General features: G+C 68.1%; 13 protein-coding genes and 1 pseudogene. 13 read left to right on the top strand and 1 reads right to left on the bottom strand.

Annotated elements, in window-relative coordinates:
- Positions 1-47 precede the first annotated feature (47 nt).
- The 13 genes and pseudogenes from ruvC to ftsH all read left to right on the top strand — a co-directional run.
- Positions 48-545 (top strand): annotated as a pseudogene (ruvC, locus tag CRT60_RS37330) (crossover junction endodeoxyribonuclease RuvC); the annotation flags it as partial.
- Positions 522-1,103, top strand: coding sequence for an endonuclease domain-containing protein (locus CRT60_RS37325; RefSeq protein WP_342210698.1), 582 nt, complete (start codon positions 522-524; stop codon positions 1,101-1,103). The pseudogene ruvC and the gene CRT60_RS37325, both read left to right, overlap by 24 nt.
- Positions 1,100-1,726 carry a Holliday junction branch migration protein RuvA gene (ruvA, locus tag CRT60_RS30780; RefSeq protein ID WP_098740239.1) on the top strand — a complete coding sequence of 209 codons (627 nt, stop codon included), beginning with the start codon at positions 1,100-1,102 and terminating at the stop codon, positions 1,724-1,726. The genes CRT60_RS37325 and ruvA overlap by 4 nt, the downstream gene beginning before the upstream one ends.
- Positions 1,723-2,796: a Holliday junction branch migration DNA helicase RuvB gene (gene ruvB, locus CRT60_RS30775; protein ID WP_098740238.1), complete on the top strand. Its 1,074-nt coding sequence runs from the start codon at positions 1,723-1,725 to the stop codon at positions 2,794-2,796. Before ruvA ends, ruvB begins: the two co-directional genes overlap by 4 nt.
- Positions 2,789-3,286 carry a tol-pal system-associated acyl-CoA thioesterase gene (gene ybgC / locus CRT60_RS30770; RefSeq protein ID WP_098740237.1) on the top strand — a complete coding sequence of 166 codons (498 nt, stop codon included), beginning with the start codon at positions 2,789-2,791 and terminating at the stop codon, positions 3,284-3,286. The genes ruvB and ybgC overlap by 8 nt, the downstream gene beginning before the upstream one ends.
- Positions 3,287-3,350: 64 nt before the next feature.
- Positions 3,351-4,085 (top strand): protein TolQ, encoded by a 735-nt coding sequence (gene tolQ / locus CRT60_RS30765; protein ID WP_098740236.1) that lies wholly within the window; start codon positions 3,351-3,353, stop codon positions 4,083-4,085.
- A gap of 3 nt (positions 4,086-4,088) precedes the next feature.
- On the top strand, positions 4,089-4,571 hold the full coding sequence (locus CRT60_RS30760) for an ExbD/TolR family protein (protein ID WP_098740235.1): 483 nt from the start codon (positions 4,089-4,091) through the stop codon (positions 4,569-4,571).
- 16 nt (positions 4,572-4,587) lie between these two features.
- Positions 4,588-5,799, top strand: coding sequence for a hypothetical protein (locus CRT60_RS30755; RefSeq protein ID WP_098740234.1), 1,212 nt, complete (start codon positions 4,588-4,590; stop codon positions 5,797-5,799).
- Between the two features lie 2 nt (positions 5,800-5,801).
- Positions 5,802-7,154, top strand: coding sequence for a Tol-Pal system beta propeller repeat protein TolB (gene tolB / locus CRT60_RS30750; protein WP_098740233.1), 1,353 nt, complete (start codon positions 5,802-5,804; stop codon positions 7,152-7,154).
- A gap of 149 nt (positions 7,155-7,303) precedes the next feature.
- Positions 7,304-7,774 (top strand): peptidoglycan-associated lipoprotein Pal, encoded by a 471-nt coding sequence (gene pal / locus CRT60_RS30745; RefSeq protein ID WP_098740232.1) that lies wholly within the window; start codon positions 7,304-7,306, stop codon positions 7,772-7,774.
- 264 nt (positions 7,775-8,038) lie between these two features.
- Positions 8,039-8,905 (top strand): tol-pal system protein YbgF, encoded by an 867-nt coding sequence (ybgF, locus tag CRT60_RS30740; protein ID WP_098740231.1) that lies wholly within the window; start codon positions 8,039-8,041, stop codon positions 8,903-8,905.
- Entirely contained in the window at positions 8,893-10,260 is a 1,368-nt protein-coding gene (gene tilS, locus CRT60_RS30735) for a tRNA lysidine(34) synthetase TilS (RefSeq protein ID WP_244592854.1), read from the top strand. The genes ybgF and tilS overlap by 13 nt, the downstream gene beginning before the upstream one ends.
- An 82-nt stretch (positions 10,261-10,342) precedes the next feature.
- A complete protein-coding gene (ftsH, locus tag CRT60_RS30730) occupies positions 10,343-12,280 on the top strand; it encodes an ATP-dependent zinc metalloprotease FtsH (RefSeq protein ID WP_098740230.1) in 1,938 nt (645 codons plus the stop codon).
- Positions 12,281-12,365: 85 nt separating this feature from the next.
- Here the strand turns inward: ftsH and CRT60_RS30725 are convergent, their stop codons facing one another.
- Positions 12,366-13,454, bottom strand: coding sequence for a hypothetical protein (locus tag CRT60_RS30725; RefSeq protein WP_244592941.1), 1,089 nt, complete (start codon positions 13,452-13,454; stop codon positions 12,366-12,368).
- Positions 13,455-13,559: the final 105 nt, after the last annotated feature.

The following is a 13,559-nucleotide window of genomic DNA, read 5'->3' as shown; positions in this document are numbered from 1 at the left end:
CCGTGTTTGCGCGGGCAGGACGAAGTGAGGCGACGGTGCCTTCGCCGGTGCGGCTGCTGGGGATCGACCCCGGCTTGCGCCACACCGGCTGGGGCATCATCGACGTGGCGGGCAACCGCCTGAGCCACGTCGCCGATGGTGCTGTGCATTCCGACGACCGCTGTCCGCTGGCCGAACGGCTGGTGCAGCTCCACGACGCGCTGTCGGCGGTGGTGGAGCGCTACCGCCCCGACGAGGCGGCGGTGGAGGAGACCTTCGTCAACAACAACGCGGTCTCGACGCTCAAGCTGGGGCAGGCCCGCGCCGTGGCCCTGCTGGTGCCGGCCCAGGCCGGGCTGGCGGTGGCGGAATACGCCAACAACATGGTCAAGAAGGCGGTCGTCGGCCAGGGCCGCGCCGAGAAGGCGCAGGTCCAGACGATGGTGCGGCTGCTGCTGCCCGGCTGCGAGATCGCCTCGCCGGACGCCGCCGACGCGCTGGCCATAGCGATCTGCCATGCGCACCACCGCGCCAGCTGGACGATGTGGCGGCGGGGGGACGCGCGAAAGCCCGTACAGGATCCCCTCTCCCCCCCGGGGAGAGGGCAGGGTGAGGGGGATGCACGGCGTGCCTCTCCCAAGACGCCCCGCAATGCTCCCCCCTCACCCCGACCCTCTCCCCGGGGGGGAGAGGGAGAGAGCCCCGGGCGAGTGGGGGACATGGCTCTGGTTGCGAAAACCAAGCCCACTGACTACATAACCGGGCGCGCGCGCGATCTGCGGATGAACGCCACGGATGTGGAAAAGATCGTCTGGCAGAAGCTGCGCAATGCCCAGCTCGGCGCGAAATTCAGGCGGCAGGAGCCGATCCTGGGCTTCGTCGCCGACTTCGTCGCCCATGACCATCGCCTGATCGTCGAACTGGACGGCGGCCAGCATGCAGAGCAGCGCGCCGCCCATGACGAGCGGCGGTCGCGCATGCTGGAGCAGGCCGGCTTCCGCATCCTGCGCTTCTGGAACACCGACGTGATCGACAACCTTGACGGCGTGCTGGAGACCATCCGCGCGCGTCTCGAAGAGACTTCCATTCTTCGCAGCCAGCCCTCGGGCCGGGAGTTCCCATGATCGCCAAGCTGACCGGCATCGTCGATTCCACCGGCACCGACTGGGTCGTGCTCGACGTCAACGGCGTCGGTTACCTGCTGTCCTGTTCCAACCGCACGCTGTCGCGTCTGGCGGTGGGGGAGCGGGCGTCGCTGGTGGTGGAGACCTTCATCCGCGAGGAACGCATCGTCCTGCACGGCTTCGGCGACCAGGCGGACCGGGAGTGGTTCAAGCTGCTGACCACCATCCAGGGCGTCGGCGCCCGGCTGGCGCTGTCGATCCTGGGCGTGCTCGACCCCGACCAGCTGACCCGCGCCATCGCGTCGCAGGACAAGACCGCGCTGGTGCGCGCCGACGGCGTCGGTCCGAAGGTGGCGGCGCGCATCCTCAACGAACTCAAGGACAAGGTCGGCAATCTGGCGCTCGGTCCCGCGGCGACCGCGGGCGCGCCGGCCGGCAAGGGCGCCCCCGCCGCCGTGCCGGGCGCCACCCCGGCGCTGGCCGATGCGGTGTCGGCGCTGGTCAATCTCGGCTATGGCCGGTCGGAGGCCTTCGGCGCGGTCGTCGCCGCCGGGCGCGTGCTGGGCGATGACGCCGGCGTGTCCGATCTGATCCGCCAGGGCCTCAAGGAACTGAGCCAATGAGCGACCCCAACCAAGACCGTCTGGTCCAGCCGGGCCAGGGCCACGGCGATTCGGCCGAGGCGTCGATCCGTCCGCTGTCGCTCGCCGAGTTCATCGGCCAGCGGCAGGCGCGCGAGAATCTGTCGATCTTCATCCAGGCCGCCCGCTCCCGCAACGAGGCGCTGGACCATGTGCTGCTGTTCGGGCCCCCCGGCCTGGGCAAGACCACGCTGGCGCAGATCGTGGCGCGCGAACTGGGCGTCGGCTTCCGCGCCACCTCCGGCCCGGTCATCGCGCGGGCCGGCGATCTGGCGGCGCTGCTGACCAATTTGCAGCCGCACGACGTCCTCTTCATCGACGAGATTCATCGCCTTAATCCCGCCGTGGAAGAGGTGCTCTATCCCGCCATGGAGGATTTCCAGCTCGACCTCATCATCGGCGAAGGCCCGTCGGCGCGGTCCATCCGGATCGACCTGCCGCCCTTCACCCTTGTCGGCGCCACCACGCGCAGCGGCCTGATCACGCGCCCGTTGCGCGAACGCTTCGGCATTCCCGTGCGCCTGCAATTCTACGAGCCGGACGAACTGGAGCTGATCGTGCGCCGCGCCGCAGGCGTGCTCGGCATGGGCATCACGCCGGAGGGCGCGCGCGAGATCGCCAACCGGGCGCGCGGCACGCCGCGCGTGTCGGGCCGGCTGCTGCGCCGGGTGCGTGATTTTGCCGCGGTCGCCGGGGTGGAGGAGGTCGACAAGCGCGTCGCCGATGCCGCGCTGACCCGGCTGGAGGTCGACCGGCTGGGACTCGACAGCATGGACCGCCGCTATCTCGGACTGGTCGCCAACAATTATGGCGGCGGGCCGGTCGGCGTCGAGACGCTGGGCGCGGCGCTGGGCGAACAGCGCGACGTGCTGGAGGAAGTGGTCGAACCCTACCTGATCCAACAGGGCTTTTTGCAGCGCACGCCGCGCGGGCGCATGCTGACCGACCAGGGCTTCCGCTATCTCGGGCTCAACCCGCCGAACGCGCCGCTCCGGCAGCTCGACCTGCTGGACCGCGTCCCCGACCCGACGGACGGGGACGCCGATGAGTGACGCTTCCACCCCGTCCGGCCTCTCCGGCCGGTTCGCCGCGGACGGCACGCACCGCTATCCGCTGCGGGTCTATTACGAGGACACCGATGCCGGCGGCATCGTCTACCACGCCAATTACCTGCGATTCGCGGAGCGGGCACGCACGGAGATGCTCTACCTGATGGGCTTCCGTCAGAAGGAGATGGCCGAGGGTTTGGGCGATGTCACAGGTGTGTCATTTGCGGTACGGCGCCTGACCATCGATTTTGACGCCCCTGCCAAGCTGGAGGACACGCTTGAAGTGGAAACCCGAATCGTCGATATCCGCGGTGCCTCCTTCGCAGTCGCACAAGTCATCCGCCGTGACGGTCGCGTGCTGGCGCGCGCCGACCTGCAGCTGGTGACGATCAACCGGGCCGGGCGGGCCGTGCGCCTTCCCGAACCGGTGAAAGCGGCGATGGAGACGCTGCATGCAAAGCAAAACGCCTCTTCTCCCGCTCGACCCGCCTGACTGATCGTATCGACCGTTTTCTTCCACTCCCCGTGCCAACAGCGCAAACGCGAGACTGACTGCGATGGACGCCCTGCAAACCGCCCAACTGGCCGGCAATGCCGCCGCCACGACGGCACATGAGATCACGATCCTCGGCCTGTTCTGGCAGGCCGACGCGGTCGTCAAGATCGTGATGATGATGCTCGTCGTCGCCTCGATCTGGTGCTGGGCGATCATCATCGAAAAGCTGATGCGCATCCGCCGGCTGAACGCCCAGGCCGACTCCTTCGAGGAAGCCTTCTGGTCCGGCGGGTCGCTCGACGCGCTGTACGACCGCATCGGCCAGACCCCGGCCGACCCGATGGCGGCGACCTTCGCCGCCGGCATGCGCGAATGGCGCCACGCCGCCGACCGCGGCATCGGCGGCACGATGAAAAGCTCGCTGCAGCAGCGGGTGGAACGGGTGATGGCGGTGAGCATCGGCCGCGAGATGGCGCGGGCCGAACGCTACATGACCTTCCTGGCCTCGGTCGGCTCGACGGCGCCCTTCATCGGCCTGTTCGGCACGGTGTGGGGCATCATGAACTCCTTCACCTCGATCGCCGGCTCGGGCAACACCAGCCTCGCCGTGGTGGCGCCGGGCATCGCCGAGGCGCTGTTCGCCACCGCCATGGGCCTGCTGGCCGCCATCCCGGCGGTGCTGTCCTACAACAAGTTCTCCACCGACCTCGGCCGCTACGCCGACCGGCTGGACACCTTCTCGGGCGAGTTCTCGGCGATCCTGTCCCGCCACCTCGAGGAGCGGGGAGCCGCCTGAACCATGGCCGGACAACTCGCAGGCAAATCCCACGGGCGCGGCAAGCGCCGGGGCTATCGCGCGATGGCCGAGATCAACATGACGCCGTTCATCGACGTCATGCTGGTCCTGCTGATCGTCTTCATGGTCGCCGCCCCGATGCTGACCGTCGGCGTGCCGGTCGACCTGCCCAAGACCAATGCCGCTCCGCTGGAGCAGCAGAAGGACCCGCTGTTCGTCACCGTGCAGACCGACGGCCGCGTCTTCGTCCAGGAGACGCCGGTCGAGCTGACCAACATGGTGCCGCTGCTGATCGCGGTGACCAACAACAACCCCGAGGCCCGCATCCTGGTCCGCGGCGACGCCAAGATCGCCTATGGCAAGATGCTGGAGGTGATGGGCACCATGAGCGCCGCCGGCTTCAAGAAGGTCGGTCTGGTCGCCGAGATGCCGAACGGCCCGGCCGCGTCCAGCGCGCGGGTCGGCGCGCCCAAGCCGGCGCGTTGAGGCGGGCGGAACTCCCATGCGCAAGCCCCTGATCGCCTCGGCGGTGCTGCACGTCGCGCTGGTCGCGCTGATGGTGCTCGGCATGCCGCCCAGCGATCGCAAGCTCGAAATCGCCTCCTCGATCCCGATCGAGATCGTCGACGTCGGCGAGATCACCCAGGCTGCCCGCGTCGAGAAGGGCGAGCCGAAGCCGGCCACCGCCGCTCGTCCGCCGATGCCGGAGGCCAAGCCCGCCCCGCCGGCGCCGGAACCGCCGGACGAGGAGGACGAGCCGCCTCCGCCGCCACCTCCGCCGTCCAAGACGCCGGAGCCGCCGAAGGTCGCCCAGGTGCCGCCGCCCCCGCGCGAGCCGACGCCGCCGCCCAAGCCCGCTCCGACGCCCCCGCCTCCTCCTCCGCCGCCACCCCCGCCGCCTCCGCCCCCGGATCCGGCGCCGTCGCCGACTCCGAAGCCGCCGGAGCCTCCCAAGCCCGAGCCTCCCAAGCCCGAGCCGCCGAAGCCGGAACCGCCCAAACCGGAACCGCCGAAGCACGAGCCCAAGCCTGAGCCGAAAAAGCCCGAGCCTCCCAAGCCGGAACCGCCGAAACCGGAACCGCCCAAGGCGGAGCCGAAGAAGCCGGAGCCTGCCAAGGAGGTCGCGAAGGCCGAACCGCCGAAGGATGCCAAGGCCGAGGCGAAGAAGGCGGATGCGCCGGCCAAGCAGCCGGAAAAGCCGTCGGCCAAGGCCGACCCGCTGTCCGACCTGCTGTCGAACGTCGGGAAGATCAAGCCGTCGGACAACCCGAAGGCTGACGGCAAGGCATCGGCCAGCGCCAACAGCGACGCCAAGCCCAGCCAGAAGACCGCGTCCGCGGCTCCGGCCGGGGCGGCCAAGGCAACAAACGGCCCCGACAAGCCGTTCAAGCCGTCCGGCCGTGCGTTGGACGCCATCCGCGGCCAGCTGAGCAAGAACTGGAACTTCGACAGCGGCCGCAAGGATGCCGGCTCGATGCAGATCGAGATCCATGTGGAGGTCGGCCGCGACCACAGCGTGGTTCGCGCCTGGATCGACGACAAGTACCGGTCGCGCTACATGTCGGATGCCGCCTTCCGGGCGTCGGCCGACGCGGCGGTGCGCGCGGTCAAGCGGTCCAGCCCCCTGGAACTGTTGACCAGCGAGTTCACGCCGCAGACTTATGAAGATTGGCGCTTCATCGTGTTCAATTTCGACCCGAGGGACATGTTCTGACCATGACGACGAAGACGAGGCTTCTGTTGAAGCTGGCCGGGGCCACCGGCGCGCTTCTCCTCTCCCTCGGCGTTGCCGCTCCGCAGGAGGCGCGCGCCGAGTTGCGCATCGACATCACGCGGGGCGTGTCCGAGCCGCTGCCCATCGCCATCAGCAGCTTCGCCGGATCGGGCGGGCGCGATGTGCAGATGGGCGCCGACATCTCCAAGGTGATCTCCGACGACCTGGAGCGCTCCGGCCTGTTCAAGCCGCTGGATCCGCGCGGCTTCCTGCAGACGCCGGACCAGCTGCGCAGCGGCGAGCCGCGCTATCAGGACTGGAAGGCGCTGGGCGCCCAGGCCCTGGTCGCCGGCAACACCACCACGGGCGCCGACGGCCGCATGAAGGTCGATTTCCGCCTGTGGGACGTCGCCGCCGGCCAGTACATGCAGGGGCTGAGCTACAGCGCCTCGCCGCAGGAATGGCGCCGCATCGCCCACATCGTGGCCGACGCCATCTATAAGCGCCTGACCGGCGAGGACGGCTATTTCGACACGCGCATCGTCTATGTCGCCGAATCCGGCCCGGCGAATGCGCGCAAGAAGCAGCTGGCCATCATGGACCAGGACAGCGCCAACCATCAGTTCCTGACCGACGGACAGACCCTGGTCCTGACGCCGCGCTTCTCGCCGACGTCCCAGGAAATCACGTACATGTCGTACTTCAACAAGAAGCCGCGCGTGTACCTGTTCAACATCGACACCGGCCGCCAGGAGGTCCTGGGCGACTTCCCCGGCATGACCTTCGCCCCGCGCTTCTCGCCGGACGGCAACAAGGTCATCATGTCGATGGCCCAGAACGGCAACACCGACATCTACACGCTGGACTTGCGCACCCGCCGCCAGACCCAGCTGACCGATGCCCCGGGCATCGACACCGGTCCCAGCTATTCGCCGGACGGCCAGCGCATCGTCTTCGAGTCGGACCGCGGCGGCACGCAGCAGCTCTATGTCATGGGCGCCGACGGCTCGGGCGTGAAGCGGCTGACCTTCGGCGAGGGCCGCTACGGTACGCCGGTGTGGTCGCCGCGCGGCGATCTGATCGCATTCACGCGCCAGCGTGGTAGCAGCTTTGCAGTTGGCGTAATCCGTCCGGATGGGACGGGGGAACGGATCCTGACCGAAGCCTTCCACGTCGAGGGTCCGACCTGGGCTCCCAACGGCCGAGTTATCATGTTCTTCAAGGACTTGCCGTCGGGTGACGGGCGTGGCCGCAACGCAAAGCTGTACAGCATCGACATCACCGGCGCCAACGAGCGTCGCGTGAGCACCCCGGTCGACGCGTCGGACCCCGCGTGGTCGCCCTTGATTCCCTAGTGGAGTAGCCCTATTTTGCGGCCACGCGGGAGCAATGCTCAAGACAAAGGTCGAACGTCGTCTTTTCGTCGGGGATTGGCGGAAAGAAGCGGCTCCTGTGCAGACAAAGTTCGACCATCAAACAAGTTTCGTTCAAGGGGTCCCTGAACATGCGTATGAAGTTCCTCGCTCTCGCCGCGGTCGCTCTGCTCGCCGCTTGCGAATCCACTCCGAACGACGCCGCCAACGGCGCCAACACCGGTGCCCAGCAGTCGTCGGTCCGTCCGGGCTCGGCGGAAGATTTCGTCGTCAACGTCGGCGACCGCGTCTTCTTCGGCCTCGACCGCTTCGACCTGTCGCCGGAGGCTCGCGCCACCCTCGACCGTCAGGCCAAGTGGCTGCAGACCTACGGCTCGGTCACCGTCACCGTCGAGGGCCATGCCGACGAGCGCGGCACCCGCGAGTACAACCTCGCCCTGGGTGAGCGTCGCGCCAACTCGGTGAAGAACTACCTGGCCGCCAAGGGCATCACCCCGAACCGCGTCAACGTCGTCTCCTATGGCAAGGAGCGTCCGGCCGTCGTTGGTTCGAACGAGGCCGCCTGGTCGCAGAACCGCCGTGGCGTGACCGTCGTCAACTGATGACGCCGGTCCCCGCCTGACGGGGAACAGGGAAGGGCGCCGCCGCCGGGCAACCGGGGGCGGCGCCTTTTCTTTTTGACGGCATCTTTCCGGCGATGTGTTTTTTGGGCGATGTGTTTTTGGGGCCGGAAAAATCCGGCGAGGTCGGTTCTTTGCGCGGACGCGCAAGTTCTGCTAAACAGCGGCCATCGCGTCGCCTTTTTCGTTCGCCATGGTCGCCGTGGGTGTTCCCCCGGCATCAGATCTCCTCAGGATCCCACGCGCATGACCAACATCCGTCCCGTCGCCGCCCTGCTGCTGGGTGGCATGCTCGCGGCAACCCCCGCCCTGGGCCCCGCCCTGGCCCAGTCGAAGGGGCAGATCGAGCGGCTGCAATCGCTGGAAACGCAGGTCGCCGCGCTGGGCGGTCCGGTGGAGGTGGCGCAGCTGTCGCCCTCCGTCGCCGCCGATTTCGAGATCCGCCTGCAGAACCTCGAACGCACCATCCAGGATCTGACCGGCAAGTACGAGGAATCGACCTATCAGCTCAGCCAGCTGCGCGAGCGTCTGGAGAAGGTCAACGCCGACGTCGATTTTCGTCTGAAGGATCTGGAAAAGGGCGGCGGGACCGCCGGGGGTGCCATGGGTGGCGCGATGTCCGATGCCGCGCCGACCAAGCCGTCGAAGGCCGCCGCTTCGGACGACAAGAAGGCCGACAAGCCGGCGCAGACCGCGGCGGCCAATCCGCCCTCGACCGCCGGCCTGTCGCCGGAAAAGCAGTATGAGCAGGCGTTCGAACTGCTGCGCAACTCCGACTACGACCGGGCGGAGAAGGCGTTGCAGGAGTTCATCGTCAAGAACAAGTCGCACGCCTATGCCGGCAACGCGCAGTATTGGCTGGGCGAGAGCTATTACGTCCGCAACAAGTTCCCGGAAGCGGCCCAGGCCTTCGCCGAGGTGCTGTCCAAGTACCGCACCAACCCGAAGGCGGCCGACAGCCTGCTGAAGCTGGGCATGACCCTGCAGCAGATGAACAAGAAGTCGGACGCCTGCACCGCCTTCGGCCAGCTGCTGACCAAGTTCCCCGAAGCCTCGGCCAGCGTAAAGCGCCGCGCCGATACGGAGCGCAAGCGCATCAATTGCCCGGCCTGATGGGCGGCGACCCGGGAGACGGCAGGCCGGTATCGCGGGAGGAGTTCGCCCGCGCCCTGGCGGCGCTGGGCGGATTCGAACCGGCGCCGGCCATCGCCATCGGTGTTTCCGGTGGCGGCGACAGCGTGGCGCTGGTCCTGCTGCTGCGGCATTGGGTCGCAGAGTGGGGCGGGAGCCTGCTGGCGCTGACCGTCGATCACGGTCTGCGGCCCGAGTCCGCCGACGAGGCGGCAGCGGTCGGGCAGGCGATGGCCCGGCTCGGCGTTTCTCACCGCATCCTGCGCTGGGATGGGGCCAAGCCATCATCCGGCATTCAGGCGGCCGCCAGGGCGGCGCGGCACCGTCTGCTCGGCGCGGCCTGCGCCGAGGCGGGCATCCTTCATCTGGCGCTGGCCCATCATCGCGACGATCAGGCCGAAACAGTGCTGCTGCGGCTGGCGCGCGGGTCCGGCATCGACGGGCTGGCCGGGATGGCGCCCGTCCGCGCCGATGGGGCGGTGCGGGTGATCCGGCCGCTGCTGCGCTTTTCCCATGACCGGCTGCTGGCAACCTGCCGCGCCGAGGGCGTGGACTGGATCGAGGACCCGTCCAACCGCAACCCGCGCTTTGCCCGCGCCCGGCTGCGCGCCGCCCGCGAGAGCCTGGGCGGGGAGGGGCTTGATGCCGGTCGGTTGAGCGAGGTCGCCCGGCGGGCGGGCCGGGCCCGGGCGGCGCTGGAACAGGTGACGGCCGCGCTGCTGGCGGAGGCCGCGACCGTTCATCCGGAAGGCTGGATCGCCCTGGCGCCGGCACCTCTGCGCGCCGCACCGCCGGAGATCGCGCTGCGGGCGCTGGGCGCCGCGCTGGCCGCGGTCGGCGGGCCGGCGCATCCGGTGCGCGACGAAGCGCTGGAGCGGCTGCTCGACGGGTTGGCGGAGGGGCAGGGCGGAACTTTGGGCGGCTGCGTCGTTCGGATGCGGCGCGGTGCCGTCATGGTGGCGCGCGAGCCGGTGGCGGTGACGGAGCGGCCGACCGTGGCCCCCGGAGAGGCGATCCGGTGGGATGGCCGATTCGATCTGAGGGTGTCGTCCAGCCATCGCCGGCCGGTCACGGTCGCGGCGCTGGGGGCGGACGGGTGGCGCGAATGGGCAGGCCGGCAGGCGCCGAAGGGGGTGCCCGACCTGCCGGTTCCGGTGCGGGAAACCCTGCCAAGCCTTTGGACCGGCGCGGATTTGCTTGGTGTGCCGATGATCGGCATGTGCTACGGGTTTGACGCGGATGGACAGCACCCGGTGGACCGCGCAAGGTTTTGTCCACTTTCGTCGTTGGGAAGACCAGCTTTTACGGTTGTTTCGGACCGGGACGGCATTATTTAATCAGGGAACGTGCCCGTAGGAGACCGGGGTGCGGCCTTGTCGGCGCACCGCATGGCGATGGGTTCGCAGAAAGGCGTGTGACGTGAACAATTTCGGCAAGAACCTCGCTCTCTGGATCATCATAGGGCTGCTCCTCGTGGCCCTGTTCAACCTGTTCCAGAGTTCCTCCACCCGCAGCCCGCAAACGACCGTTCCGTTCAGCGAGCTTCTCGCCGAAGTGGACCGGGGCCAGGTCGCCGACGTGACGATCAAGGGCAACCAGGTTTCGGGCCATTTCTCCGACGGCCGCTCCTTCAGCACCTATGTCCCGCCCGAGGCGGGTCTGGTGGAGCGCCTGACCAACAAGAACGTCCGGATCAACGCGGTCCCCGACGACAGCAACGTGCCGTCGCTGTTCTCGGTTCTGCTGTCCTGGTTCCCGATGCTTCTGCTGATCGGCGTCTGGATCTTCTTCATGCGCCAGATGCAGTCCGGCGGCGGCAAGGCCATGGGCTTCGGCAAGTCGCGGGCGCGCCTGCTGACCGAGAAGGTCGGCCGCGTCACCTTCGACGACGTCGCCGGCATCGACGAGGCCAAGCAGGAGCTGACGGAGATCGTCGAGTTCCTGAAGGACCCGCAGAAGTTCCAGCGGCTGGGCGGTAAGATCCCGAAGGGCTGCCTGCTCGTCGGTCCTCCCGGCACCGGCAAGACGCTGACCGCCCGCGCGGTGGCCGGCGAAGCCAATGTGCCGTTCTTCACCATCTCCGGTTCGGACTTCGTCGAAATGTTCGTCGGTGTGGGCGCGTCCCGCGTCCGCGACATGTTCGAACAGGGCAAGAAGAACGCCCCCTGCATCATCTTCATCGACGAGATCGACGCGGTCGGCCGCCATCGCGGCGCCGGCCTGGGCGGCGGCAACGACGAGCGTGAGCAGACCCTCAACCAGCTGCTGGTCGAGATGGACGGCTTCGAGGCGAACGAGGGCGTGATCCTGATCGCCGCGACCAACCGTCCGGACGTTCTCGACCCCGCTCTGCTGCGTCCGGGCCGCTTCGACCGTCAGGTCGTGGTGCCGAACCCCGACGTGCTGGGCCGCGAGAAGATCCTCAAGGTCCACATGCGGAAGGTCCCGCTGTCGCCGGACGTCGACGCCAAGGTCATCGCCCGCGGCACCCCCGGCTTCTCCGGCGCCGACCTGGCGAACTTGGTGAACGAGGCCGCCCTGCTGGCCGCCCGCATCGGCAAGCGCGTCGTCGGCATGTCCGAGTTCGAGAACGCCAAGGACAAGGTCATGATGGGTGCGGAACGCCGCTCCATGGTGATGACCGAGGACGAGAAGAAGCTGACCGCCTACCACGAGGCCGGCCACGCCATCTGCGCCATCCACTGCGCCGACAGCGACCCGGTCCACAAGGCCACCATCATCCCGCGCGGCCGTGCGCTGGGCATGGTGATGCGCCTGCCGGAAGGCGACCGCATCAGCCTGTCGCAGGCCAAGCTGCTGGCCGACCTGACCGTCGCCATGGGCGGCCGCATCGCCGAAGAACTGATCTTCGGCAAGGAGCGGGTGACCACCGGCGCCTCGGGCGACATCAAGATGGCGACCGAGATGTCGCGCCGGATGGTGACGGAGTGGGGCATGAGCGAGAAGCTCGGCCCGCTGCTCTACGGCGAGCCGACGCAGGAGGTGTTCCTGGGCCATTCGGTGACCCAGCACAAGAACATGTCCGACCGCACCGCCCAGCTGGTCGACGAGGAAATCCGCCGCATCGTGGACGAGAGCTACGACCGCGCCCGGACCATCCTGACCGAGAACATCGACCAGCTGCACACCCTGGCCAAGGGCCTGCTGGAGTACGAGACGCTGAGCGGCGACGAGATCAACCGTCTGCTGCGCGGCGAACCGATCCTGCGCGACGACGACCGCGAGACGATGCCCGTCCCGCCGCGTCCGACCACCGGCTCCGGCCGCCGCTCCTCCGTTCCGCCCAGCACCGGGCAGGAAAGCGGTGGCATGGGCCCGGAACCGCAGGGCACCTGACGGTTCGGGGTTCGGAAATAAAGAAGGCGGCGCTGCGAGGCGCCGCCTTTTTTCTTTGGCAGGTTTCGAAGCGGGCGGGAACCGCTCAGAGCGCGCCCTTCTGTTCGCGGCGGCGGTCGAGCGCCACGTCGAACTGGCGCAGCAGCTTCTGCATGCCCTCGAAGTACAGCTTGCGCGACGGCGTGTTCTTCATGCAGCGGGCGTCGAGATGGGCGACGCTGGTCAGCGCGGACACGCAGTAGCCAAGCAGCCAGTAGCGCGACCGGATGCTGCGCAGATAGTCGCGGAACGGCTCCGGCTGGCCGGCCATGAAGCTGCTGAAGGAGGTTTCGTAGTCCGACAGGATGGTGCGGATGTCCAGCAGCGTCGTCTCCAGCAGCTTGCCCACCTTCTCGATGTGCATCAGCAGCTGGGTCTCGTAGGGCTTGTGCATGCGGATGTCGACCGGGATGCACTCGCGCGACTTCAGCCAGGTCAGGATGGTGCGGGCGCGGGGCGCGATGCGGCGCAGCTGGTACTCGTAGAAGGTCGTGCCCTTCCAGGCGCTGAAGATGGTGTCGGCCTCCGACCGCTCGATGCCGAAGGCGGAGACGAACAGGCCGGCCTCTTCCAGGTTGGGGTTCCAGATCGCCTCCAGGAAGCGTTCGACGCTTCCGGCGCTGCCCTGGCTGCCCGACAGCGCCTTGCGGACGATCGGCTCGATGCGGGCGCGGATCAGGCGGCGGAGCTGGTGGTCCTCCTCGTTGGAGATCAGCCAGTGGCGCGGATCGACGTTGATCTTCTCCGCTTCGAAGCAGGTCTTCAGCAGGAAGGCGTCCAGCGACGGCACGTCGTCGATCATCTGGAGCATCTTCATGTCGCCGATGATGCCGTTTTCCTGCGGCCCGTGCTTGATGCCGAACTGCTCTTCCAGAAGCGATGCAGCGTTGCGGCCACGCAGATAGACGGCGACACCGCCACCCTCCGGCGCCTTGGAGTTGTGCGGCACATAGATCCCGGTTTCGACCGGGCGCTCGCCGCCCTCCAGATCCTCGTCCTCGGCGATGGGATCGCCGCCATCGTCGTCGCGGTCGTCGAAGTTCGGGTATTTGAAGAGGATGCAGTTGTTCAGGCCCTGGGCCTTGAACATGCGCTGCTCTTCAGGGATCTCGCGCGTGATGGCGATGAGATTCATCGACACGCTGGACCCGCCATAAAGGATCTGCTCAAGGATCGGAGAAACCGAGTCCATTTTCTTGCGGGCGCGCATGAATATTACCCAATTCCGAGAATATTTCTC

Origin of the sequence: Azospirillum palustre, assembly GCF_002573965.1 — a bacterium.
GTDB lineage: Bacteria > Pseudomonadota > Alphaproteobacteria > Azospirillales > Azospirillaceae > Azospirillum > Azospirillum palustre.
This window is presented reverse-complemented; position numbering and strand designations above follow the sequence as displayed.